24 protein-coding genes and 1 pseudogene are annotated in these 21931 nt (G+C 70.7%); 14 read left to right on the top strand and 11 right to left on the bottom strand.

Annotated features, from left to right (window positions below):
• Positions 1-154 precede the first annotated feature (154 nt).
• A complete protein-coding gene (ilvA, locus tag EAO75_RS02655) occupies positions 155-1384 on the bottom strand; it encodes a threonine ammonia-lyase (protein ID WP_147993385.1) in 1230 nt (409 codons plus the stop codon).
• Positions 1385-1547: 163 nt separating this feature from the next.
• On the opposite strand from ilvA, the gene EAO75_RS02650 reads away from it, so the two are divergent.
• From EAO75_RS02650 to EAO75_RS02640, 3 genes are all read left to right on the top strand, one after another.
• Positions 1548-2054, top strand: a complete 507-nt coding sequence (locus EAO75_RS02650) for a MarR family winged helix-turn-helix transcriptional regulator (RefSeq protein WP_147993384.1) — start codon at positions 1548-1550, stop codon at positions 2052-2054.
• Positions 2055-2281: 227 nt separating this feature from the next.
• Positions 2282-2794, top strand: a complete 513-nt coding sequence (locus EAO75_RS02645) for a sigma factor-like helix-turn-helix DNA-binding protein (protein ID WP_187284275.1) — start codon at positions 2282-2284, stop codon at positions 2792-2794.
• On the top strand, positions 2791-3039 hold the full coding sequence (locus EAO75_RS02640; protein WP_147993383.1) for a hypothetical protein: 249 nt from the start codon (positions 2791-2793) through the stop codon (positions 3037-3039). Before EAO75_RS02645 ends, EAO75_RS02640 begins: the two co-directional genes overlap by 4 nt.
• A 37-nt stretch (positions 3040-3076) precedes the next feature.
• Here EAO75_RS02640 and EAO75_RS02635 read toward each other — a convergent pair whose 3' ends face one another.
• Complete coding sequence (locus tag EAO75_RS02635) at positions 3077-4231, bottom strand: cystathionine gamma-synthase (RefSeq protein WP_147993382.1); 1155 nt, start codon at positions 4229-4231, stop codon at positions 3077-3079.
• 310 nt (positions 4232-4541) lie between these two features.
• On the opposite strand from EAO75_RS02635, the gene EAO75_RS02630 reads away from it, so the two are divergent.
• The 4 genes from EAO75_RS02630 (at position 4542) to EAO75_RS02615 (ending at position 9229) form a co-directional block, all read left to right on the top strand.
• Positions 4542-5660, top strand: coding sequence for a hypothetical protein (locus EAO75_RS02630; protein WP_147993381.1), 1119 nt, complete (start codon positions 4542-4544; stop codon positions 5658-5660).
• A gap of 232 nt (positions 5661-5892) precedes the next feature.
• Complete coding sequence (locus EAO75_RS02625) at positions 5893-7179, top strand: ATP-binding protein (RefSeq protein WP_261989122.1); 1287 nt, start codon at positions 5893-5895, stop codon at positions 7177-7179.
• Positions 7180-7536: 357 nt separating this feature from the next.
• Complete coding sequence (locus tag EAO75_RS02620) at positions 7537-8205, top strand: HEAT repeat domain-containing protein (RefSeq protein ID WP_147993380.1); 669 nt, start codon at positions 7537-7539, stop codon at positions 8203-8205.
• A gap of 19 nt (positions 8206-8224) precedes the next feature.
• The gene (locus EAO75_RS02615) at positions 8225-9229 is read left to right on the top strand and encodes a MerR family transcriptional regulator (RefSeq protein ID WP_147993379.1); all 1005 of its coding nucleotides are present in this window, start codon (positions 8225-8227) and stop codon (positions 9227-9229) included.
• Between the two features lie 103 nt (positions 9230-9332).
• On the opposite strand, the gene msrA is transcribed toward EAO75_RS02615, so the two are convergent.
• Positions 9333-9845 (bottom strand): peptide-methionine (S)-S-oxide reductase MsrA, encoded by a 513-nt coding sequence (gene msrA / locus EAO75_RS02610; RefSeq protein WP_147993378.1) that lies wholly within the window; start codon positions 9843-9845, stop codon positions 9333-9335.
• 231 nt (positions 9846-10076) lie between these two features.
• On the opposite strand from msrA, the gene EAO75_RS02605 reads away from it, so the two are divergent.
• The gene (locus EAO75_RS02605) at positions 10077-10835 is read left to right on the top strand and encodes a hypothetical protein (RefSeq protein ID WP_147993377.1); all 759 of its coding nucleotides are present in this window, start codon (positions 10077-10079) and stop codon (positions 10833-10835) included.
• Between the two features lie 5 nt (positions 10836-10840).
• Here EAO75_RS02605 and EAO75_RS02600 read toward each other — a convergent pair whose 3' ends face one another.
• Positions 10841-11404 carry a dihydrofolate reductase family protein gene (locus tag EAO75_RS02600; protein ID WP_147993376.1) on the bottom strand — a complete coding sequence of 188 codons (564 nt, stop codon included), beginning with the start codon at positions 11402-11404 and terminating at the stop codon, positions 10841-10843.
• Positions 11405-11584: 180 nt separating this feature from the next.
• Here EAO75_RS02600 and EAO75_RS02595 point away from each other — a divergent pair, with 180 nt between their 5' ends.
• On the top strand, positions 11585-11893 hold the full coding sequence (locus tag EAO75_RS02595) for a hypothetical protein (RefSeq protein ID WP_147993375.1): 309 nt from the start codon (positions 11585-11587) through the stop codon (positions 11891-11893).
• Positions 11894-11987: 94 nt separating this feature from the next.
• Here EAO75_RS02595 and EAO75_RS02590 read toward each other — a convergent pair whose 3' ends face one another.
• Together EAO75_RS02590 and EAO75_RS02585 are read right to left on the bottom strand one after the other, a co-directional pair.
• Positions 11988-12176 (bottom strand): hypothetical protein, encoded by a 189-nt coding sequence (locus EAO75_RS02590; RefSeq protein ID WP_147994252.1) that lies wholly within the window; start codon positions 12174-12176, stop codon positions 11988-11990.
• A gap of 89 nt (positions 12177-12265) precedes the next feature.
• On the bottom strand, positions 12266-12499 hold the full coding sequence (locus EAO75_RS02585) for a glycoside hydrolase family 68 protein (protein ID WP_147993374.1): 234 nt from the start codon (positions 12497-12499) through the stop codon (positions 12266-12268).
• A 187-nt stretch (positions 12500-12686) separates the two neighbouring features.
• Here EAO75_RS02585 and EAO75_RS02580 point away from each other — a divergent pair, with 187 nt between their 5' ends.
• The 3 genes and pseudogenes from EAO75_RS02580 to EAO75_RS02570 all read left to right on the top strand — a co-directional run.
• Positions 12687-14321, top strand: a complete 1635-nt coding sequence (locus tag EAO75_RS02580; RefSeq protein ID WP_147993373.1) for an MFS transporter — start codon at positions 12687-12689, stop codon at positions 14319-14321.
• 136 nt (positions 14322-14457) lie between these two features.
• Positions 14458-14814, top strand: a complete 357-nt coding sequence (locus tag EAO75_RS02575) for a carboxymuconolactone decarboxylase family protein (RefSeq protein ID WP_147993372.1) — start codon at positions 14458-14460, stop codon at positions 14812-14814.
• Positions 14815-15060: 246 nt separating this feature from the next.
• Positions 15061-15342 (top strand): annotated as a pseudogene (locus tag EAO75_RS02570) (alkene reductase); the annotation flags it as partial.
• Positions 15343-15363: 21 nt separating this feature from the next.
• Here EAO75_RS02570 and EAO75_RS02565 read toward each other — a convergent pair.
• Positions 15364-16509 carry an RNA polymerase sigma factor gene (locus EAO75_RS02565; protein ID WP_147993371.1) on the bottom strand — a complete coding sequence of 382 codons (1146 nt, stop codon included), beginning with the start codon at positions 16507-16509 and terminating at the stop codon, positions 15364-15366.
• Positions 16502-16924: a YciI family protein gene (locus EAO75_RS02560; RefSeq protein WP_147993370.1), complete on the bottom strand. Its 423-nt coding sequence runs from the start codon at positions 16922-16924 to the stop codon at positions 16502-16504. The genes EAO75_RS02565 and EAO75_RS02560 overlap by 8 nt, the downstream gene beginning before the upstream one ends.
• A 167-nt stretch (positions 16925-17091) precedes the next feature.
• On the opposite strand from EAO75_RS02560, the gene EAO75_RS02555 reads away from it, so the two are divergent.
• Complete coding sequence (locus EAO75_RS02555) at positions 17092-17556, top strand: SRPBCC family protein (protein WP_147993369.1); 465 nt, start codon at positions 17092-17094, stop codon at positions 17554-17556.
• Positions 17557-17610: 54 nt separating this feature from the next.
• Here EAO75_RS02555 and EAO75_RS02550 read toward each other — a convergent pair whose 3' ends face one another.
• The gene (locus EAO75_RS02550) at positions 17611-18543 is read right to left on the bottom strand and encodes a helix-turn-helix domain-containing protein (protein ID WP_147993368.1); all 933 of its coding nucleotides are present in this window, start codon (positions 18541-18543) and stop codon (positions 17611-17613) included.
• Positions 18544-18726: 183 nt separating this feature from the next.
• Here EAO75_RS02550 and EAO75_RS02545 point away from each other — a divergent pair, with 183 nt between their 5' ends.
• Positions 18727-19767 carry an NAD(P)-dependent alcohol dehydrogenase gene (locus EAO75_RS02545; RefSeq protein WP_147993367.1) on the top strand — a complete coding sequence of 347 codons (1041 nt, stop codon included), beginning with the start codon at positions 18727-18729 and terminating at the stop codon, positions 19765-19767.
• Positions 19768-19828: 61 nt separating this feature from the next.
• On the opposite strand, the gene EAO75_RS02540 is transcribed toward EAO75_RS02545, so the two are convergent.
• Both EAO75_RS02540 and EAO75_RS02535 read right to left on the bottom strand, forming a co-directional pair.
• Positions 19829-20920, bottom strand: coding sequence for a FecCD family ABC transporter permease (locus tag EAO75_RS02540; RefSeq protein WP_147994251.1), 1092 nt, complete (start codon positions 20918-20920; stop codon positions 19829-19831).
• Between the two features lie 14 nt (positions 20921-20934).
• Entirely contained in the window at positions 20935-21921 is a 987-nt protein-coding gene (locus tag EAO75_RS02535; RefSeq protein ID WP_147993366.1) for a FecCD family ABC transporter permease, read from the bottom strand.
• Between the last annotated feature and the right edge of the window lie 10 nt (positions 21922-21931).

Raw genomic sequence — 21931 nt, 5'->3', positions numbered from 1 at the left:
GGGAAGCTTCGGAAAGCCTAGGTTTGCACTTTTCATTCATTGCAGTGGCGGATTCACGAGACACACCATAACGCGATGTATCGCGTCTCTCAATGGACTTACCCGAATGAGTGACAAAGAGCCTCCGACCTGGACTTTCGCCCGCCGCGCCGCCTCAGCCGATGACGGTGTAGCCCGCCTCGCGCAGGGCTTGGCCGACCTCGACGCAGTGCACGGGGCCCTTCGTCTCCAGGTGCAGCTCGACCTCCGCCTCCGTGAGCCCGAGCCGTGGGTCGGTCCGTACGTGGCTCACATCGAGGACGTTAGCGTCCACCACTGACAACACCCCCAGAAGTGTGGCGAGCGCGCCCGGCCGGTCCGTCAGCCGCAGGCGTACGGCCAGGTAGCGGCCCTGCGCGGCCATGCCGTGCCGCAGGACGCGCTGGAGCAGCACCGGGTCGACGTTGCCGCCGGAGAGCACCGCGACGACCGGGCCGTCGAACGCGCCCGGGTCGCTCAGCAGCGCCGCGACCGGACTCGCCCCGGCCGGTTCGACGACCAGCTTGGCCCGCTCCAGGCACAGCAGCAGGGCGGTGGCCAGCGCGTCCTCGGTGACCGTGCGGACCTCGTCCACGAGATCGCCGATGATCCGGAACGGCACGTCACCGGGCCGGCCGACCTTGATGCCGTCGGCCATCGTCACCGGGTTCTCCACCGCCACCGGCCGCCCTGCCGCCAGCGAGGGCGGGTACGCCGCCGCGCCCGCCGCCTGCACGCCCACGATGCGCACGTCGGGCCGCAGCGACTTCACCGCCGTCGCGATGCCCGCCGCGAGCCCTCCCCCGCCGATGCCGACGACGATCGTGCGCGCCTCCGGGCACTGCTCCAGGATCTCCAGGCCGACCGTGCCCTGACCTGCGATGACGTCCGGGTGGTCGAAGGGGTGGATGAACACCGCGCCCGTCTCGGCCGCGTACTCCTGCGCCGCCGCCAGCGTCTCGTCGACGACCTGCCCGTGCAGGCGCACCTCGGCGCCGTAGTCCTGCGTGGCGCTGATCTTCGGCAGCGGGGCGCCCTTCGGCATGAACACCGTCGAGCGCACGCCGAGCAGCGACGACGCCAGGGCGACGCCCTGCGCGTGATTGCCGGCGCTCGCCGCCACGACCCCCGCCGCGCGCTCCTCCGGGAGCAGCCCGGCGATGCGCACATAGGCGCCGCGCAGCTTGAACGATCCCGTCCGCTGGAGGTTCTCGCACTTGAAGTGCACCGGCGCGCCCACCAGCTGGGACAGGTGCCTGCTGCCCTCCATCGCCGTCACCCGCGCCACGCCCGTCAGCATCTTCTGCGCGCCGCGTACATCGTCGAGCGTGACGGGAGGCAAGGAGTCAGCCGTGCGGTAGCTCATGACACAAGTCTCGCAGTTCACAGGCGCAAGGCCCCGGTGTGACCAAGCACCGAGATGGGTTTCCGCAGCCCCGGTACACCCCGGGTCCGGGCCGCGTACCCTGTCCCCCAACCCAGCACCCCCTTCATGAAGTGAGCCCCCGGCCATGCCCACAACACCTGAAATGTCGATGGACATGACGACCGTCGTTGACAGCGGTCTCCTCGACACGCTGCAGCACGAGGTGGCGGTGTTCGCCCGCCGTGCCGAACAGACCCGGCTCGGTGGGGTCGGGCAGGTGCGCAACTCCATGGACCGCGCCGCATACCTGCTGCTCAACCGCCTCGACAAGGAAGGCCCCATGGGGGTCAAGGCGCTCGCCGCGAGCATGGGGATCGACTCGTCGACGGTCACCCGGCAGGTGGCGCCGCTCGTCGACACGGGGCTCGTCAAGCGGACCTCGCACCCGGAGGACGGGCGCGCGGTGGTGCTCCAGCTGTCGCCGCGCGGGCAGTCGCGACTGGAGGAAGTGCGCTCGTCCCGGCGACAGTTGATGGCCGAGCTGACGCACGACTGGGCGCCCGAGGAGCGCGAGTCGTTCTGTGCGCTGCTCACCCGCTTCAACACCGCGTTGTCCACCCGGATGGCGGCCCAGGGGATCTCGGGCGCGGAGCCGAACGCGGCGACCTGACCGTCCTGGGCGACCTGATCGTCCTGGGCGACCTGACCGTACTGAAGGGTTACCGCCCGCACGCATTCCGCGACGGGCACGCGCGTGGGCGCGCGTGATCCGCTCCCGGCTCTTGACCCGGGGCCGTCGCTGGCCTCATATGAAACCGGGTCCTCCTCGTACGCGGCCGGAATGTCACGTACGCAGCGGGGACGGGTTCCTCAGGACGCGGTCAGGCGGGAGGGGCGGTGGGACGACGCAAGGCGGTCCAGGACGCCCGCCGGGACCGGGAGTTCGAGGCGTTCGTCGCGGGCGCGGCCGGGCGGCTGCTGCATGCCGCCACGCTGCTCACCGCTGAGCCGAGGGACGACAACCCGCGCGCGCGGCGCCTGCTGACGCTGTCCCTCGCGCACACGTACGCGTGCTGGGACCGACTGCGCGGCGAGGACCCGTACGACCGGGCCCGCCAGTATCTGGCCACCCGCTTCTCGCGGGCCGCCTGGCACCAGTACGGCGGCCTGGGCGCCCTCGGCCGATCCCGCCCGCACGCGGACGGCCCGCTGGCGAGGCTCTCACCGCAGGAACGCCTGATCCTGGTCCTGCGGCTGTATGAGGGCGTCGCCGAGGAACAGGTGGCGGCTCTGCTGGGTCTGCCCAGGGAACGCGTGCACGCGATCTGCGACCGGGCGACGGCCACACTGCTGCATCCGCCGCGGGGTCCGGCGCCGAGCGTGCTGGGAGCGAAGGTGGTGTCGCCGTGAACCGTACCCAGCGGGAAGCGGCCGCCCGACGGATCATGGAGAGCACGCCGCCGCCCGTGCCGCCGGAGCTGTACGCGGAGGTCGTACGCCGAGGTGGCCGCCTGCTGCGCCGCAGGAGGGTCGTCGTACGGCTGACGTACCTGCTGCTGTTCGCGGCGATGGTGACGTTCGTGGTGTGGGCGCTGGTGGCCCGCCCGTGGGTGGAGCCGCCGTCGGAGACGACTCCACCCCTGACGGGCTGGTGAAACCTTTTCGCTGCGCCCGTGGCCCGTGCCCCGGCCCCTAGCCGAGCGCCTGCTGAAGGTCCTCCAGAAGGTCATCGACGTTCTCGATGCCCACGGAGAGGCGGACGAGGTCGGCGGGCACCTCCAGGGCCGAGCCGGTCACCGAGGCGTGGGTCATGCGTCCCGGGTGCTCGATGAGGGACTCGACGCCGCCCAGGGACTCGCCGAGCGTGAACACCTTGGCGCGGTTGCAGACCTCGACGGCGGCCTCCTCCCCACCCGTGACCTGGAAGGAGACCATGCCGCCGAACGTCTTCATCTGCTTGGCGGCGACCTCGTGACCGGGGTGCTCGGGCAGACCCGGGTACAGGACGCGCGTCACGCGCGCGTGCCGGGTCAGCATGTCGGCGATCTTCGCGGCGTTCTCGCTGTGCCGGTCCATGCGCACCGACAGCGTCTTGGTGCCGCGCAGCACCAGCCAGGAGTCGAAGGGCCCGGCGACGGCGCCCATGGCGTTCTGGTGGAAGGCCAGTTCGTCGCCCAGATCCGGGTCACTGACGATCAGCGCACCGCCGACGACGTCCGAGTGCCCGCCCATGTACTTGGTCAGGGAGTGCACCACCACATCCGCGCCGAGGGACAGCGGCTGCTGGAGATACGGCGTGGCGAAGGTGTTGTCGACGACGAGCTTCGCGCCCGCGTCCCGGGCGATCTGCGCGACGACGGCGATGTCGGTGATGCCGAGCAGCGGGTTGGAGGGGGTCTCCACCCAGACGACCTTGGTCTTCGGGGTGATGGCGGCCCGTACGGAGGCCGGGTCACTGGTGTCGGCGACCGACCACTCCACCCCCCACCGGGCAACGACCTTCGCGAACAGCCGGAACGTGCCGCCGTACGCGTCATTGGGGATGACCACGTGGTCGCCCGGGCTGAGCAGCGTACGCAACAGGCAGTCCTCGGCCGCCAGTCCGGACGCGAACGCAAGCCCTCGTCGGCCGCCCTCCAGGGCGGCGAGGTTCTCCTCCAGGGCAGTCCTGGTCGGATTGGCGCTACGGCTGTACTCGTAGCCCCCACGCAGGCCGCCGACGCCGTCCTGCTTGTAGGTCGAGACCTGGTAGATCGGCGGGACGACCGCGCCGGTGAGGGGATCGGCGGTGTTGCCGGCGTGGATCGCAAGGGTCTCGAAATGCTGACTGATGTGCCTGTCGCTCATGAGCACCGAGCGTAGTGCGCGAACGCTCCGGATGCCGGACGGTGGCTTTTCCCAACGGATACCGAAGCCACGGGGCCGGATCGCGTACCCGTACGGGCCGGCAGTCGCGTACGGCGGGAAGGGGACACGTCGGCCCGACCCACAAGACAACCGTGAGGCGCTACACGCACCCCCACCGGGCGGCAACGGACCGCCGCAGGCACCAAGGCGCACCCCCACCACCGCCACAGAACCCTTTCTCCACAGCCCCCTTTCCACAGGCTCCCGACCTCGTTGGCCATTTGTCGGCGGCGTCTGGAACGCTGGAGGCATGGAGATTCTCTGGGTCCTGGTCGCGCTACTCATGATCGGCTTCGTGCTGGTGCCGTTCATGCGGCGCAGGCGAGGCATGATCGAGCAGGTCCCGCCGGGTCACCCGGACGCCGCGGACCCGGCGAACTACGGCTTCGCACTGCAGGAGGAGCTGGACATCCGCATGCCCGGCCCCGACAAGGACCTGCTGGACGTCCTGGACCTGGTGCAGCGCACCCAGGACTACCGGGCGGCCTCGCAGCTCCTGGCCGGCACCGAGGCAGAGGGCGAGCGCCGCTGGCAGCGCGTGCAGGCCTTCGCGGGCGCCGCCGCGCTGGAGTTGCAGCAGCGTCCGGGCGGGGTCAGCGAGCCGCCGGGCGGGCAGTGGCTGCGCGTGTGGCGGACCGAGCAGCCCAAGGACGCCGGCGGAGCGGCCGTGCACGCGGAGTTCCTGGTGCAGCAGGCGTGGCGCACGGCGACGCCGGGCACGGACGAGTTCCGGATCATCATGGAGGAGGCGAGGTCGGCGTGCGGCGAGGCGGCCCTGCTGGCTCCCGGTGACCCGATCCCGTACATCATCGAGCTGTCGGTCGCGCGCGGACTCGCCTACCCCCGGCCGGAGTTCGAGCAGGTCTGGCTGAAGATCCTGGACCGCGCCCCGGCCCACATGGGCGCCCACCTGGCGGCCCTGCACTACTGGTGCGAGAAGTGGCACGGCTCGCGCCAGCTGGCCAACGAGTTCGCGGAGGCGGCGGCGGCCCGCGCGCCCCAGGGTTCCCTGCTGGCCGCGATGCCGCTGTTCGCGGTCTTCGAGCACCTGCCCGAGGTGAACCTGGTCAGCGGCTTCTACCAGAGCGAGGTAGTGACGAAGGCGATCCACGGCGCGCTGTTCGCGGTGCACGCGGCCCGCCCCGACGACCCGATGCTGGCGCACGTACGCCACCTGCTGGTCTTCTTCCTGGTCCGCGGTGAGCGCTGGGCGGAGGCCATGGACCAGCTGATACACGTCGGCGGCCATGTCGGCGCCCTCCCGTGGACGCTGTTCGCCGACCCCGCGGCGGAGTTCGCGGTCTACCGCGCCCTGGCGGTGGCGGGCTACGAGGCGAACGGCGGAAGCCCGGCGACGCTGCCGCACTGAGCAGACGTACCGGTCTCGCGGGCACGGGCCGGAATCCGAGGACCCGGCCGTACGTTGCAGGCGGGGGAGGCACCCCTGCCGATCGCGTCCCGTCTCGCATGGTCGTAGTCGTGATCGTGGTCCTGGTCGTGCTCCTGGCCCTGGTCCTGGTCGTGGCCGGTGCGAGGGGCCTGTTGCGCTCGTCGCTCAGCGCTCCCGCAGGGGACAATGGGAGTCCCTCGGGGCAGGTGAGGTGGTGACGATGCCCCCATGGCGTCTGCGCGACTATCACGATGACGATCTTGACCAGGCCATCCAGATCTGGGACCAGAGCCGCCAGGCCGACGAGGACCGGGTGTTTCCCGCCTCCGAGGTGATGGCCGCGGCCAAGGCCGGTCAGACGGCGGTGGTCGCGGTGGTCGGCGACGAACTGGTGGGCATGGCCGTAGCGCAGTCCTCCGGCAAGCGGGGGTGGATCCTCCTGGTGGCACTCGCCTCTCAGTGGCGCGAGCGCGGGATCGGCAGCGCTCTCCTCGCCGAGCTCGAACGGCGCCTGCGGGCAATGGGCGTGCGCCACATCAGTGCACTGCTGCCCGTCGGCGCCGCCGGCACGAAGGCTCTGGAGAACTCCGGCTACCGGTCCCGCGACGGCCTGACCTACTACGAAAAGCTCGAACCGGCAGGGGCCGCCAACGCCGAAGTCCTCGCGTCACTGGGCGGGCGCATGCTGCCCGAAGGGCTGTGGGACGCCGTGGCCGGCATGGAGCGGGAGAAGCAGGTCGTCGAACGCCGCGTTGTGCTCTCGCTGACGGAGCCTGCGCTGGCCGATCGTTACGGTGTCGTCCCTCCCAAGGCAATCATCCTGTTCGGTCCTCCCGGCACCGGGAAGACCAGCTTCGCCAAAGCGGTGGCCTCGCGGCTCGGCTGGCCGTTCGTCGAGCTCTTCCCATCACGGCTCGCTGCCGACACGAGCGAGGGGCTGGCCGCGGCGCTGCGGGAAGCCTTCGCGGACCTGGCGGAACTGGACTCGGTGCTGCTTTTCATCGACGAGGTCGAGGAGATCGCCGGCGTGCGGTCCGGGAAGGCGGTCGATCCGGGGCACGGCGTGACCAACGAGTTGCTCAAACTGATCCCCGTCTTCCGCGAGCACGACGCGCGGCTGCTGGCCTGTGCCACCAACTCCGTGCGCTCGCTCGACCCGGCCTTCCTCCGACCTGGCCGGTTCGACTACGTCATTCCCATCGGCCCACCGGACCCGACCGCCCGCGCCGCGATCTGGGCGCGCTATGTCAGAGCCTCCGCCGACTCAGTGGACTTCACCCAACTGGTCAACGCCAGCGCGTTGTTCACCCCGGCCGACATCGAATTCGCGGCACGCAAGGGGGCGCAGGCAGCATTCGAGCGCGAGGTCACACACCGAAGGGGTCGACCGGCCACCACCGAGGACTACCTGACCGCCATCGCCGACATCCGGCCGACGCTCACCGCGCAGGCCATCAAGGACTTCTCCGAGGACATCGAAAGATTCAGCCGCCTTTGACACACCGCGGGCGCCGCCCACTCGCGGGCTCAGCCGCATTCACCACCCCTACGACGGCTGCGCAGACGCCATCGCGACGAGCCCCGAAGAGCGGAATCGATTGCCTGACAGCCACCGTGACCGACCGCCTCGAAACCGGGCCGGCCCCCTATGAAAGGCTCGCGGCGCGCCTCATCGGTTCCCTGGGCACGGAGCCACTCCCGCCGTCGCCCTGGTGAGCCCTCAGGGCCGACGAAAGTGCGGCGGAGGTGCGGCGAAGGTGCGGCGGAGGTGCGGCGGAGGTGCGAAGTCGCCCGGTGGGCCTTTGACCTTGACACGGTGACAAGGCGTTCACTGCTTGCCGAGGAGGTGGTCTCGATGACCATGGCGCGACAGGACACGGATGCGATGCGAGCGCTCCAGGCGCTGGAGGACGACCGTTCGTCCGTGCGGCTGCGGGCGGCTCTGGCGGTCGGCACCACGCCGGATCCCCGCTTCGTCGACAAGCTCGTCGAGCGATGCGCGATCGAGCCCGAGTTCTTCGTCCGCGACATGCTGACCTGGGCGCTCACCCGCCACCCGACGTCCCTGACGCTCCCCGAGCTGCTCCGCGAAGTCCGCTCCGAGCGGGCGCAGGCGCGCAGCCAGTCGCTGCACACGCTGTCCAAGATCGGGGACCGGCAGGCGTGGCCGGCGATCACACGGGCGCTCCTGTCCGACGCCGACGACGAGGTGGCGCGCAGCGCCTGGCGGGCCGCTGTCGTGCTCGTGCCGGAGGGCGAGGCGGCCGGGTTGGCCACGGTGCTGGCGACGCAGCTCGGACGCGGTGAGCGGGAGACGCAGCTGAGCCTCAGCCGGGCGCTGGTCGCGCTGGGGGAGGTCGTTGTGCCTGCTCTGCGTGCTGCGGCGGCGGCCACTGACCGGCGTGTGCGCACGCACGCGCTCGCCACGGAACGGCTGCTGCGCGATCCGGATGCCGGATTCGAGTTCGCGATCGAGGAGGCGAAGCGCGTGGTGGCCCTCGGCGGGTCCGGCCAGGAGGGATGATCAGGAGGGACGATAGGAAGTGTTGATCGGTGAGGTGGCGCGACGGTCCGGCGTCAGTGCCCGCATGCTCAGGCATTACGAGTCGCTCGGCCTGTTGCGACCCTCGGGTCGTACGGGCTCCGGCTATCGGGAGTACTCCGGCGACGACATCCGGCGGATCTTCCACATCGAGAGCCTGAGGTCACTGGGGCTGTCGCTGCGTGAGATCGGACGCGCGCTCGACGATCCCGGCTTCACGCCCTCGGCGCTCGTCGACGACCTCATCCGTCAGAGACAGGAACTCATCGCGGCCGAGACCGAGCTGCTCACGCGGCTCCGCCGGATCGATGCCGCGGAACCCGCCGACTGGGAGGACGTCCTCCAGGTCGTCGCCTTCCTCCAGGCGCTGGGGTCGAAGAGCGCAGCCGCACGTCAGCGCGCAGCCCTCTCCTCGGCCGGCGTCATTCCGGTGCCGGTGGAGGCCCTGGTCGAGGCGGTACTGAGGGAGACGGAGCCGAACGTCGCCGGAGCCCTTCGATGGGCGCTGGCGCGATCGGGTGACGGCGGCACGGCCCTGCTGGCCGAGGGCCTCGGCTCACCGGTGGCCGCGGTGCGGGAACGTGCCGTTCAGTCCCTCGCCGAGATGCCCGGCGATGAGGCCGACGCCCGGCTGCGGGATGCCCTCGCGAGCCCCGATGTCGTGGTCCGCGGCCACGCGGCTCTGGCGCTCGGGACGCGTGGAGTGGCCGATGCGATCCCGGTGCTCATCGGCATGATCGTGGCGGGAAGGAACGACACCGATGCGGCAGATGCACTGAGCATGCTGGCGAGCGACACCGCGACGGCGGATCGGATCGCCACCGGGCTCGTCGACCGCCTCACCCACGACACCACTGAAGGGCCTGCACGCGTACGGCTGACCCAGGCGCTGGCGGACATCCCGGGGAGCACGGCTTCATGTGCCCTTGTGGAGCTGTCGCATGACGCGGACCGTGCTGTTGCGCTGACCGCGGCGTACCTGCTTCAGCTACGCGACGCACGGTGAGGGATGGATCCTCCTGGCGTGCCGCGGACGGCGGAGCCTGTGCCAGTCAGACTCCGCCGTCCGCCCGTCCGCCCGTCCGCCGGGCCGCCGGGCCGCCTCGCCGTCAGCCCTCGGCTCGGGCGGGCAGCCGCCATCCCGGGCGCGGGAAGTGGCAGGTGTAGCCGTTCGGGTAACGCTGCAGGTAGTCCTGGTGCTCGGGCTCGGCCTCCCAGAAGGGGCCCACCGGCTCCACCTCGGTGACCACCTTGCCCGGCCAGAGGCCGGAGGCGTCCACATCCGCGATCGTGTCCTCGGCGATCCGCTTCTGCTCGTCGTCCACGTAGTAGATCGCCGAGCGGTAGCTGAGGCCTATGTCGTTGCCCTGGCGGTTCTTCGTGCTCGGGTCGTGGATCTGGAAGAAGAACTCCAGGAGCGCGCGGAAGTCGGTCTTCGCGGGGTCGAAGAGGATCTCAATGGCCTCCGCGTGCGTGCCGTGGTTACGGTACGTCGCGTTCGGCACGTCACCCCCGGTGTATCCCACGCGGGTGCCCGTCACGCCCGGAAGTCGGCGGATCAGCTCCTCCATCCCCCAGAAACATCCGCCCGCCAGCACGGCCCTCTGCGTCTGCGCAGCCATTGCGGTCCTCCCATATCTTTCAGCTCGGTCACTCGGGCTGCTCTGCTCGCACACCGCCGGCATCCCATGCCCACCCTCCTCAACGCCCGAGGGGTCCAGGCGATTCCGAGCCCGTCCGACCGGCCCCGGGGGCGCCGCCCACCGACCACGGCGAGAGTCACACCAACGCGCCGGCGACCACGTAAGCCTGCGCCCCTACTTCTCTCCTGAGCAATACGGCATTCTTGCAAAATGAGCCGATCGCAGCGCCTGCAGTTGAGTCATCAAAGGAGGCGGACACGGCCACCCCAGTCTCCGCAGTCTCATCAGAACCAGCGGCGCCTTTTATGGGCAACAATAACTTCAACGACGCTGGCGGCGATCGTCACAGTATTCGCCACTGGTTTCGCAACGGCGATCGCTGATGCAGTGACCGGCTTTTTCCTGGAACCTACGGCTCCGCAACTCAAGTCGACCGAGGTGCGGTACTTGAAGCCCTTTGGGCTCGATGGCCAACCAAGTCCGGGCTTCTCCATTTCCACCCGGCACACGGGCGGACACTGCATTGAGAGCATGCAAAGCACGGACCCCGGAACTTTCCGCTGCTTTACCGCCAGCTACGTGTTCGACCCGTGCTGGCAGTTCGGCGGGGATGACGACGACGTGGGCTGTCTGGGCGATCCATGGAGTCGAAGGCTGACCACGATCCAATTATCCAAGCCGATCGAGCGGGCGGGGCATGATGTGCCCGGGACGGTTCCGCCCTGGGCTCTGGAAGTGCAGCACCCCGAGAAAATGAGTATGTTCATGCGCTGCACCAGGGAGGGGGGAACGGCTACTTGGTTCGGTGCGCTCCCCTTCATTTTCACGTGCCGCAACTCTGAAGGAGAGATTGTGGGCTGGGCCGGCGCCGACGTCGAAAGAAGAGAGGACCGCCCCTGGCGCGTGCTCTTCACTGAAAAGGGGTCCGACCAGATCGTGAGGGCCACAGTGAAGACCGCGTGGATGTGACAGCGCTAGCGCACCACGCGGTGGCGGAGGTAGACGACTTTTGAGCTGAAGGTGCGGGTCTCGACGAGTTCGAGATCCACCCGGCGCTCGTGCCGGGGAAAGAACGGAATGCCGCCGCCGACCAGCACCGGGTAGACCACGGTCCGGTACTCGTCGATCAGACCCGACGCCGCCGCCTCGGCGGCGAGCGTCGCGCCGCCGATCGCGATGTCGCCCTCCCCCGGCTCTGCTCGCAACCGCTCGATCTCCTCCGCCAGGCCGCCGGAGACGAGGCGGGCATTGCCCTCCACCGCCGACAGCGAGGTGGAGAACACGACCTTCGGGAGCGGGTTCCAGAGCGCGATCCACTCGAGCTGCGAGTCGTCGAGCGACGGATCCTGGTCGGCGGTCTCCCAGTACAGCATCGTCTCGTAGAGCCGTCGCCCCATCAGGTGGACGCCGACGTCACGGATCTCGTCGATCCAGAAGCGAAAGACCTCCTCGTCGGGCCCCGTCCAGTCGAAGTTGCCGTCCGGCCCGACGATGTAGCCGTCCAGTGAGACGTTCATTGAATAGGTCACGCTGCGCATCCGAAGGCCTCCTCGGTGAGGGGTTCGACWGTACGACCGTCGGACGCCGCAGAACTCATCGCGACACGGGGGCATGTCCCGGGTCCGAGTGGGGGGTGGCCGGGGCGGTTACTGGCGGGTTCACAGGGGTTTGTAAGATCCACTTCGACCAATGCAAGCCCAAACATGGGGGAACAACTCATGACCAAGCGCATTTCCGCTCTGGCCGTCTCCGCGGCCATCGTCGGCGGCCTCTTCATCACGTCGGCACCCGTCCACGCCGCCACCTCGGCCGGCCAGGGCGCGTTCTCCGCCAAGGCTGCCGTCACCTGCAACCCGAACCAGCTGGGCCAGCAGATCGCCAACCTCAAGCGCAAGGCCGCGCAGCTGAAGCAGCTCGGGGAGACCGCGGCGGCCAGGAAGGCGCTCAACGACGCGGCCGCCCTCCAGAAGAGGCTCGACGCGTGCGTCAAGGGTGACGAGGACGCGAGCAAGCCGTTCCCCGGATAGGTTTTTCAGTTCCGGTTCGCTGTGGCGCTGCCCGTCCCGTTCCACGGGAGGGGTGGCGCCACACGCTTGTGCGGCCGTGGCGGGAGTACGGACGTCAGCCGCCCGCCTCCGGGCCCCAGTGCTCGGGGTCCCCTCCGCGCCAGTCGATCCACGGCGCCCCCGCCACCTCCGCCGGGTCGATCTCCAGCCCGGCTCGGCGGAGGAACTCCGCGACGTCGGCCGCGTTGTGGGCCAGGCCGAGGATCTCGCCGTCCACGCGCACGCGCCGACCGCCCTTGGGCATCGGCGGATGCACGATCACGCGGACCTGACCGGATCCGGACAGGTCCGCGTCAGGATCATCCGGGACATGCGGGCCCTCATGTCGGCGCGTCATTGCTGGAGCCGCTCGCTCATGTCCCCGTCCGGCCGTCCCAGGTCACGCAGCTCCTGCCAGGCCGCGGGGCTTGGGCGTCGTTGCTGCCAGTAGGGATGGAAGAACAGCCGAGCCGACAGCCGGTACAGACGCCGGCGCAGCTCGGTACGGCCGGGCCGCTCGGCGAGCTGTCGGTAGGCGGCACTCCACTCCTGCTGTGCCTGGGCGAGGTCGTCGGGGAACGGTCGCATGACCTGATTCAAGCATGTGTTCGATTTTCAGGGCCAGCGAGAGAGGCGTGGATCATCCGGTCGCGCCAGGGTGTCACTCGGTCACGGATGGCGTCATCAGGCACCCCACCGCCCTCGCCCCCGCCAACCGGCTGACCTTCAGGGCGAGTCGCGGATCCGTCTTTCGGGGGGCTGGGACGATTCGCCCATGGCCGCGTCCAGGGCAGGCACTGCGCCGAGTTCGGCAACGGCGCGACTCGTCCTGTTGACGCTCGCGGCCGGCCAGTTCCTGATGGCACTCGACAGCTCCGTCATGAACGTCTCGATCGCGACCGTGGCCGACGACGTGGGCACCACGGTCGCGGGTATCCAGGGGGCCATCACGGCATACACCCTGGTGATGGCGATGTGCATGATCCCCGGCGGCAAGGTGGGGGCACTCATCGGCCGCAAACGGGCGTTCATGATCGGTTGCTGCATCTACGGCTGCGGCTCCCTCACCACGGCGCTCGCGCCGAGCCTGCCCGTGCTGCTGCTCGGCTGGTCGTTCCTCGAAGGGGTCGGGGCCGCGCTCATCCTCCCCGCGATCGTGGCGCTCGTGGCCGGCAACTTCGCCACCGAACGACGTCCCGCGGCCTACGGACTCGTAGCGGCGGCCGGCGCTGTGGCGATCGCGCTGGGGCCGCTCATCGGCGGTGTGGCGACGACGTACTTCTCGTGGCGGTGGGTCTTCGCCGGTGAGGTCCTGGTGGTGCTCGGCATCCTGGCCCTCGCCCGCCGCATCGCGGACGCGGTGAGCGCCGACCGCTCACGCATCGATCTCGTCGGCTCCCTGCTCTCCGCACTCGGGCTCGGGATCTTCGTCTACGGGGTGCTCCGCTCGGACGAGTGGGGTTGGTTCCGGCCGAAGCCCGACGCGCCTTCGTGGCTCGGGGTCTCCCTGGTCGTCTGGTTGATGCTGGCCGGGCTGCTGCTGGTCTGGCTGTTCCTGCGCTGGGAGAGACGACTTGTTCAGCGGCACAGGACGCCGCTCATCGACCCGGCCATGCTGGAGAACAAGCAGCTCACCGGCGGACTGACGATGTTCTTCTTCCAGTACCTCGTGCAGATGGGCGTGTTCTTCGTCGTACCGCTCTATCTGTCGGTGGCCCTGGGCCTGTCCGCGCTCAAAACTGGGGCCCGCATCTTGCCGCTCTCGGTCACGCTGCTGGCGGCCGCGGTACTGATCCCCCGATTCCTCCCCGACGTCTCACCGCGACGCGTGGTCCGGCTCGGGGTTCTCGCGTTGCTCGCGGGCGCGGTCGCGCTGATGGCCGCGCTCGATGCCGACGCGGGTGCGGAAATCGTCACGATCCCGCTCGCGTTGATCGGGCTCGGCATGGGGGCGCTGGCGTCCCAGCTCGGGTCGGTCACCGTGTCCGCGGTGCCCGAGCGGCAGAGCGCGGAGGTCGGCGGCGTCCAGAACGCCGTCACCAATCTCGGCGCCTCCGTCGGGACCGCGCTCGCCGGTTCGTTGATGATCGCCGCGCTCACGTCCTCGTTCCTGACCCAGGTCGACCAGGATCCGGCGGTGCCGGCCGACGTCGTGGACCGGGCGACCGTAGAACTCCAAAGCGGTGCGCCGTTCCTGTCGGATGCCCAGCTGCGGACCGCGCTCGAAGAGGCCGGCGTCAGTACGGAACTGACTCAGGCCACGCTCGACGCGAATGCCGAAGCCAGACTCGACGGCCTGCGCGCCGCACTCGCCGTCCTTTCGCTCACCGCTCTCCTCGCGCTGTTCTTCACCGACCGGATCCCGACGACCCAGCCGCAGTCGACGGCACCGTCCGGGAAACAGGCATAGGGGGTCCGCTCACCCGTCTCGACGCGCGCCACGTGGTGACGGTGCCTACGCTTGGATGGCAACCGCCGGGCCGGGCGGGGATCCGGGCTGGGGGATGGCGGTTCAACCGCATACGGCACCAGGAGGCGGCCCCACCATGGCTACTGCATCTGAGACTCCCGTACTCGACACGATCGCCGCGATGACGCTCGACTCCGTCGAGCGCTGCCACATGGACGACCGAACGCTCATCCTCGCCCGCCTCGCCGCACTCGTGGCGATGGACGCACCGGCGATCTCCTACCTGGCTCACATGAGCCCCGCGATCAAGGCGGATTTCACGGTTGAGCAATTGCAGGACCTTCTCGTCGCCATCGCGCCCGTGGTGGGGACGGCACGGGTCATGTCGGCGGCGGGGCACATCACCGAGGCGTTCGGTGTCACGCTCGCGCTGGCCGAGAGCGAAGCCGAGGCCATGGCCCAGGCCGAGGCGGACAGCCGTAAGGCTTCCTGAGGCGAAGCGATGGCGCGGCCGGCCGGCACAGCTCGTGCCGGCCGCGCCGGTCCGTACGAAGGCCAGGTCCGCGATCCGGCCCTGGTTTCAGGTTCCGTCAACTACGCGGCGTCCGCGGGAAGTTCCCGACCTCCGTCGATGCCCGGCGCCTACGACAGCGTGGCGTGACGCTCGACCGCGTGAGTGAGCCTGTCCTCGATGCGGTCCAGGACGCTGATCATCGCGTCCTGCTCATCCGCCCCGACGATGGAGGCGCCCGAGGTGCGCGACCTGGTCGTGCGGCTGCGCAAGGCATGGCCGGGCGCCTTCATCCTCAACCCGTTCACCGGTGCGGAGCCGACCGGACCCGACGCGCTCGCCCTGATCGAGGACGGCACCGCCGACCTGATCGCCTACGGCGGACTCTTCCTCGCCAACCCCGACCTGCCCGCCCGCCTGGCCGCCGGCGGCCCCTTCAACACCCCCGACCGCGCCACCTCCTTCGGCGGCGACCACCGCGGCTGCACCGACTACCCCGCCCTCGGCTGACCGAGGAGAACGGCCGTCCGGTCAGCCGTCCCGGCCCGTGTTGAGCCGGGCCGCCTGGCGGGTCAGGTAGTCGCGTTCGGCGAGGTTGGGGGCCTGGTGGGCGGCCTCGGTGTACAGCCGGGCCGCCCTCGTCAGGTCGCCGTCGCGCTCGTGGAGGTAGGCCGCCACCGCGGTGTGGCGGGGCAGGGAGTCGTCCAGTGCCGCAAGTGCCGCCAGGCCGGCGCGCGGTCCGTCCGCCTCGCCCACGGCGACCGCTCGGTTGAGCCGGACGACCGGGCTGTCGGTCAGGCGCAGGAGCTCGTCGTACCACTCGACGATCTGCACCCAGTCCGTCTCCTCGGCGGCGGGCGCGTCGGCGTGGAGTGCCGCGACGGCGGCCTGGGCCTGGAACTCGCCCAACCGGTCGCGGGCGAGGGCGGATTGGAGGATCACGACGCCCTCGGCGATCAGCTCGCGGTCCCATCGGCTGCGGTCCTGATCGGCGAGCGGGACGAGGCTGCCGTCGGGCGCGGTCCTGGAGGCGCGGCGGGCGTGGTGGAGCAGCATGAGGGCGAGCAGCCCCGCCACCTCGGGGTGGTCGATCGCGGCGGCGAGCTGCCGGGTGAGCCGGATGGCCTCGGCGGCGAGGTCGATGTCGCCGGAGTAGCCCTCGTTGAAGACCAGGTAGAGGACGCGCAGCACATTGGCGACGTCGCCGGGCTGGTCGAGGCGGACGCCGGAGACGGTGCGCTTGGCGCGGCTGATGCGCTGCGCCATGGTCGCCTCGGGCACCAGGTAGGACGCGGCGATCTGGCGGGTGGTGAGCCCGCCGACGGCGCGCAGGGTGAGCGCGACCGCGGACGACGGGGACAGCGACGGGTGGGCGCACAGGAAGTAGAGCTGGAGCGTGTCGTCCGCCGAGGACGCGGGGCCCGGCGGCGGTTCCTCGTCCACGCGGTCCTCACGCCGGCGGCGTGCGGTGTCCGCCCGGGTCGCGTCGAGGAACTTGCGCCAGGCCGCGGTGACCAGCCAGCCCTTCGCATCCCGCGGCGGGTCGGCGGGCCAGACGCGGACCGCCTCGACGAGTGCGTCCTGTACGGCGTCCTCGGCCGCCGCGAAATCTGCTCCGCGGCGGACGAGGATGCCGAGCACGCTCGGCGTGAGGCTTCTCAGCAGTGCCTCATCCATGCATGAGGCATTCCGTGACGGTGGGCGCCGAGCCCAGGAACGGGCGCACCTCCAACCACTCGTGGATCGGCTTGCCGCCCGCACCGGGGGCGGCCGACAGTTCCCCGGCCAGCTCGACGGCGCGCTCGTGGCTGTCGACGTCGATGACCATCCAGCCGGCGATGAGGTCCTTGGTCTCGGCGAACGGGCCGTCCGTGACCGGCGGACGCCCCTCGCCGTCGTACCTGACCCACGACCCCTCGGGGGCGAGCGCCTGGCCGTCGACGAACTCGCCGGTCTTCTCCAGCCGGGCCGCGAAGTCGTTCATGTACTGCACGTGCGCCGAGATCTCCTCCGGCGTCCACCGGTCCATGGGCACGTCGTTGACCGCAGCCGGAGCGCCTCGGTAGTGCTTGAGCAGCAGGTACTTGGCCATCGTTCTTCTCCTCGGTGCTGGTGCGACCCATTGTGGTCGTGTTCACCTCTGGGACGGAGCCGGACGCGGGTTCTCGACATCGCCGCCGGATTTTCTTTTCCGGGAGCCGGCGGGTGGTGGCGTTCGGTCGGGGGGCGGTTGTCAGTGGCGGCTGGTTTCATGGGGGCATGGCCAGGACGACCGTCGCCGTGGAGCGGCGTATAGCGGCGGGTCAGGGGACGGTGTGGGAGTCCCTGACCGATCTGAGGGGCATGGCGGACGTGCTCAGTGGTGTCACCCGCGTCGAAGTCCTCACGGACGGGGCCTTCGGTGTGGGCACGCGCTGGCGGGAGACACGGCGGATGTTCGGCAAGGAGGCCACCGAGGAGATGTGGGTGACGCTCTGCGAGCCGCCCCAGCGCTATGTGGTGGAGGCCAGATCGCACGGCACCCACTACATCTCGGAGTGGCTGGTGCGGGCGGACGGCCCGTCGGACACGACGGTCCGGATGACGTTCACCGGCGTGACCTCCGGCGCCGTCGCGGGCGTGCTCGCGAAGCTGCTCGGCAGCATCGGCACCCGGGCCGTGTCCAAGGCCATCGCGAAGGACCTGGAGGACATCGCCACGGCGGTCGAGAGCCGCGCCCGCTGACACCGACCCGCTGATACCGACCCGCGCAGGCGGACCCACGCCCCCGTACGGCGGTCAGGCCGGCGTGCCCGACCCCGCCTTCGTCGCGTCCGCACCCCAGCTCGCCAGCAGCCGCAGTGCCTCCGCCGACGGTGACCCCGGTTCCGGGTGGTACGTGATCAGGGTCTGTTCCGTGCCGTCGGTCAGGCGGAAGGACTCGAAGTTCAGGGTCAGCTCGCCCACCAGCGGATGCCGAAGGCGCTTGACGCCGTAGCTCTTCTCCTTGACGTCGTGGTTGGCCCACAGCCGCCGGAACTCCTCGCTCTTGACGGAGAGTTCACCGACGAGGGAGGACAGGCGCGGGTCGTCCGGATGGCAGCCGGCGTCCATGCGCAGGAAGGCGACCATGTCGGACGCCTTCTGGTCCCACTCCACGAACAGCTCGCGGTACTCCGGCCGCAGGAACACCAGCCGCGCCCAGTTCCGCTCCTGCGCCGGCAGCTCCGACCAGTCGCCGAAGACGGCCGCCGCCATCCGGTTCCAGGCGAGGATGTCCGACCGCCGGCCGGAGATGTACGCCGGGACGCCGTCGATCGAGTCGAGCAGTTGCCGCAGCACCGGCCGCACCTGTTGCGTGCGGGTCGCCGGCTTCTTCTTGTGCCGCTTCGGCTTCGCCAGGTGGCTGAGATGCGCCTGCTCGGCGTCGGTGAGGCGCAGCGCCCGCGCGATGGCGTCGAGGACCTCCGCCGAGACATTGCGTCCGTTGCCCTGCTCCAGGCGCGTGTAGTACGCCACGGACACCCCGGCCAGCTGCGCCAGCTCCTCCCGTCGCAGCCCCGGCACCCTGCGGTGCCGCCCGAAGTCGGGCAGTCCGACGTCCTCGGGCTTCAGCCGGGCCCGCCGGGTGCGCAGGAACTCGCTGAGCTCGGCACGCCGGTCCAGGCCGGCCCCGGGGTCGGCGGCGGTGTCCGTGAAGGGTCCTGTCATGGATCCGGGCCGTTCATCCATGCCTCAAGTATTCCCCGTCGTACGCACACGAGCCTGTCCCCGTCAGTAGTAGGACCAGCGGACGTACGTACGACCGAGGTCTGGGTGGACTGCCATCGCTTCGGCAGGCTGAAAAACGTGCCCGGACGTAGAGCAGAACCAGAAGGCAGCCGGGCGCGAAACCCCCGCTAGGAGAACCCCGGCATGACCACCGTTGCCGCATACGCAGCACCCGCCGCCAAGGCTCCGCTGGAGCGCACCACGATCGAGCGCCGTGAGGTCGGCGAGTTCGACGTCCTGATCGACATCAAGTTCGCCGGTATCTGCCACTCCGACATCCACCAGGCCCGTGAGGGCTGGGGCGAGGCGATCTTCCCGATGGTCCCCGGCCACGAGATCGCGGGCATCGTCTCCGAGGTCGGCTCCGGCGTGACGAAGTACCAGGTCGGCGACCGCGTGGGCGTCGGCTGCATGGTCGACTCCTGCCGTGAGTGCGAGAACTGCAAGGCCGGTCTGGAGCAGTACTGCCTCAAGGGCCAGACCGGCACGTACAACGCCGTCGACAAGAACGGCGAGCCGACCTACGGCGGCTACTCCGAGAAGATCGTCGTCGACGAGAGCTTCGTCCTCCGCATCCCCGACGGCCTGTCCCTGGACGTCGCCGCGCCGCTGCTGTGCGCCGGCATCACCACGTACTCCCCGCTCCGCCACTGGAACGCCGGCCCCGGCAAGAAGGTCGCGATCCTCGGCATGGGCGGCCTCGGCCACATGGGCGTGAAGCTCGCGCACGCGCTCGGCGCCGAGGTGACGGTGCTGTCGCAGTCCCTGCGCAAGAAGGACGACGGTCTGAAGCTGGGCGCCGACCACTACTACGCGACCAGCGACCCTCAGACCTTCAAGGACCTGTACGGCAGCTTCGACCTGATCCTGTCCACGGTCTCGGCGCCGCTGAACCTGGACCGGTTCCTGTCTCTGCTCAAGACGGACGGCGCCTTCGTGAACGTCGGCGCCCCCGAGGAGCCCGTCTCCCTCAACCTCTTCTCCGTGATCGCCGGTCGCAAGACCCTCGCCGGCTCCGGCATCGGCGGCATCCGGGAGACCCAGGAGATGCTGGACTTCTGCGCGGAGCACGGCATCGGCGCCGAGATCGAGCTGATCGACGCCGACGGGATCAACGACGCGTACGAGCGGGTGCTCGGCAGCGATGTGCGGTACCGGTTCGTGATCGACGCGGCGACCATCTGACCCAGGTCGCGAAGCTGCCGCCCCAGATCGAGGGCCCCGGAGCCGCACTGCTCCGGGGCCCTCAGCGCGTCCCCGTGCGGCGCCCCAGCAGCCACAGCAGATACGGCCCGCCGACCAGCGCGGTGAGCGCGCCGACCGGGATCTCCAGCGGGGGCAGGAGAGTGCGGGCCACGAGATCGGCGGCCACCAGGACGACCGCACCGGTCAACGCCGCGTTGAGCAGGGGCAGTTGGGGCGTGCGCGTCAGCCGGCGGGCGAGTTGCGGGGCGGTCAGCGCCACGAACCCGATCGGTCCCGCCGCGCCGGTGGCCGTGGCGGCGAGGACGACGCCGAGCACGGTGAGACCGAGGCGCGCCCGGTCGACCCGTACTCCCAGCCCGGCCGCCGTCTCCGGGTCGAGCCCGAGCGGCCGCAGCGCCCGGCTCGCCCACACCAGGCCCGGCAGGGAGGCCACCAGCACGACGGCCAGAGGTCCGGCCTGCGCCCAGCCCCGCCCGTTCAGACTCCCGGTCAGCCACAGTTTGACCTGCTCGGCGGCCTCCAGCTCGCTGTCCGTGAGATACAGCTGGACGACGGCGGACAGCGCGACCCCGATGCCGACGCCGGTCAGCACGAAACGGCTCGGCTGCATCCCGCGCCGCCAGGCCAGCGCGTAGACGAGGGCCGCGGCGACGAGTCCGCCGAGTACGGACACGCCGGGCATGGCGCTCGGCGAGCTCACGGCACCGGTCGCGAGCGCCAGCACGGTCGCGGCGGCGGCCCCGTGCCCGACGCCGATGACATCCGGGCTGGCCAGCGGATTGCGGGTAACGGTCTGCACGAGCGCCCCGGCCGCCCCGAGCGCGGCACCGACGAGGGCGCCGACGGCGATGCGGGGGACGCGCAGCTCGTTGACGACGAGGTCGTGCGGGCCGGCCCCGGTCCGCAGGGTGCGCCAGACCTCGCCGGGCGGGACGTAGGTCTGACCGACGCAGGCGGAGACGAGCATGACGCCGGCGAGCAGTCCGAGGAGGACGACGGCCACGGCGGCGGAACGGCGGTGGAGGAGAAGAGAGATACGGGGATGGGGACGCAGGAGGGTCAGACCGGCGGGCAGAGCGACCGGGCGCCGGGACGGCTCATCGACGACCGGAGCCGGAAGGCCGCCGTTCATGACATGGCCGCCCTTCACGACAGCGCCCCTCTCCTGCGCACCAGCACCACCAGCACCGGCACCCCCACCAACGCCGTCATCACCCCCGCCGGCACCTCGGCAGGGGCCCGTACGACCCGGCCTGCCACATCGGCGCCCAGCAGCAGCGCCGCCCCGAGCAGCGCCGACAAGGGCAGCACCGCCCCGTACCCGCCTCGCACCAGCCGCCGCGCGAGATGCGGCACGGCCAGCCCCACGAAGGCGATCGGGCCCGCCGCGGCCACCGCCGCGGCCGTGAGCAGCGTCGCCCCCAGCGCCGCGGCGCCCCGCACCAGAGCCACCCGATGCCCCAGCGCCCGAGCCGTCTCGTCCCCCAGGGCCAGGGCGTCCAGCCCGCGCGCACAGGCCAGCACCAGCGCCGCGCCGCCCAGCAGGAACGGCAGCATCCGTACGACCGTCCCCGCGTCCCGCCCGCTGAGCGCCCCCACCTGCCAGAACCGGAACTGGTCGAGCGTGGCGGAGCTGGAGGTCAGGACGACGGTGGTGGCGCCCGCCGTCATGGCCGACAGCGCGGTCCCCGCCAGCGCCAGCTTCACCGGCGACGCCCCGCCCCGCCCCCGCCCGGCGATGCCGTACACCAGGCACGCGGCGACGACGGCTCCGGCGAAGGCGTACCAGACGTAGCCGCCGAAGCCGTTCGCGAGGCCGAGGGCGATGGCGAGGACGACGCCGGCCGCGGCCCCCTGGCTCAGCCCGAGGATCCCCGGGTCGGCGAGCGGGTTGCGGGTGACCGCCTGGAGCGCGGCGCCCGCGACTCCCAGCGCGGCACCGGCCGTCAGTCCGACCTCCGTGCGCGGCAGCCGCAGCGACCGTACGACCAGGGCGTCCGCCGAACTCCCGCCGTGCAGCAGGGCGTCGAGCACGGCGGACGGCGGCACGGAACGGGTGCCGACGGCGAGGCTGAGCAGAGCCACGACCGCCGCCGTCAGGACGGCCGCGGGCCAGACGAGCCTCCGGCTCACGAGCCTCACA

This window comes from Streptomyces sp. UW30 (assembly GCF_008042075.1).
Taxonomy (GTDB): domain Bacteria; phylum Actinomycetota; class Actinomycetes; order Streptomycetales; family Streptomycetaceae; genus Streptomyces.
Note: the sequence above shows the minus strand (reverse complement) of the source record. Positions and strands in the feature narration are given on the sequence as shown.

What these genes read in the sequence shown, in the direction of transcription:
- EAO75_RS02575 (WP_147993372.1), top strand. Translation starts at nt 14,458, where the DNA reads ATGGCTACTGCATCTGAGACTCCCGTACTCGACACGATCGCCGCGATG.
- msrA (WP_147993378.1), bottom strand. Translation starts at nt 9,845, where the DNA reads ATGGCTGCGCAGACGCAGAGGGCCGTGCTGGCGGGCGGATGTTTCTGG.
- EAO75_RS02635 (WP_147993382.1), bottom strand. Translation starts at nt 4,231, where the DNA reads ATGAGCGACAGGCACATCAGTCAGCATTTCGAGACCCTTGCGATCCAC.
- EAO75_RS02540 (WP_147994251.1), bottom strand. Translation starts at nt 20,920, where the DNA reads ATGAACGGCGGCCTTCCGGCTCCGGTCGTCGATGAGCCGTCCCGGCGC.
- EAO75_RS02560 (WP_147993370.1), bottom strand. Translation starts at nt 16,924, where the DNA reads ATGGCCAAGTACCTGCTGCTCAAGCACTACCGAGGCGCTCCGGCTGCG.
- EAO75_RS02650 (WP_147993384.1), top strand. Translation starts at nt 1,548, where the DNA reads ATGTCGATGGACATGACGACCGTCGTTGACAGCGGTCTCCTCGACACG.
- EAO75_RS02555 (WP_147993369.1), top strand. Translation starts at nt 17,092, where the DNA reads ATGGCCAGGACGACCGTCGCCGTGGAGCGGCGTATAGCGGCGGGTCAG.
- EAO75_RS02620 (WP_147993380.1), top strand. Translation starts at nt 7,537, where the DNA reads ATGACCATGGCGCGACAGGACACGGATGCGATGCGAGCGCTCCAGGCG.
- EAO75_RS02630 (WP_147993381.1), top strand. Translation starts at nt 4,542, where the DNA reads ATGGAGATTCTCTGGGTCCTGGTCGCGCTACTCATGATCGGCTTCGTG.
- EAO75_RS02565 (WP_147993371.1), bottom strand. Translation starts at nt 16,509, where the DNA reads ATGGATGAGGCACTGCTGAGAAGCCTCACGCCGAGCGTGCTCGGCATC.
- EAO75_RS02595 (WP_147993375.1), top strand. Translation starts at nt 11,585, where the DNA reads ATGACCAAGCGCATTTCCGCTCTGGCCGTCTCCGCGGCCATCGTCGGC.
- EAO75_RS02550 (WP_147993368.1), bottom strand. Translation starts at nt 18,543, where the DNA reads ATGGATGAACGGCCCGGATCCATGACAGGACCCTTCACGGACACCGCC.
- EAO75_RS02580 (WP_147993373.1), top strand. Translation starts at nt 12,687, where the DNA reads ATGGCCGCGTCCAGGGCAGGCACTGCGCCGAGTTCGGCAACGGCGCGA.
- EAO75_RS02600 (WP_147993376.1), bottom strand. Translation starts at nt 11,404, where the DNA reads ATGCGCAGCGTGACCTATTCAATGAACGTCTCACTGGACGGCTACATC.
- EAO75_RS02545 (WP_147993367.1), top strand. Translation starts at nt 18,727, where the DNA reads ATGACCACCGTTGCCGCATACGCAGCACCCGCCGCCAAGGCTCCGCTG.
- EAO75_RS02605 (WP_147993377.1), top strand. Translation starts at nt 10,077, where the DNA reads ATGAGCCGATCGCAGCGCCTGCAGTTGAGTCATCAAAGGAGGCGGACA.
- EAO75_RS02585 (WP_147993374.1), bottom strand. Translation starts at nt 12,499, where the DNA reads ATGCGACCGTTCCCCGACGACCTCGCCCAGGCACAGCAGGAGTGGAGT.
- EAO75_RS02590 (WP_147994252.1), bottom strand. Translation starts at nt 12,176, where the DNA reads ATGCCCAAGGGCGGTCGGCGCGTGCGCGTGGACGGCGAGATCCTCGGC.
- ilvA (WP_147993385.1), bottom strand. Translation starts at nt 1,384, where the DNA reads ATGAGCTACCGCACGGCTGACTCCTTGCCTCCCGTCACGCTCGACGAT.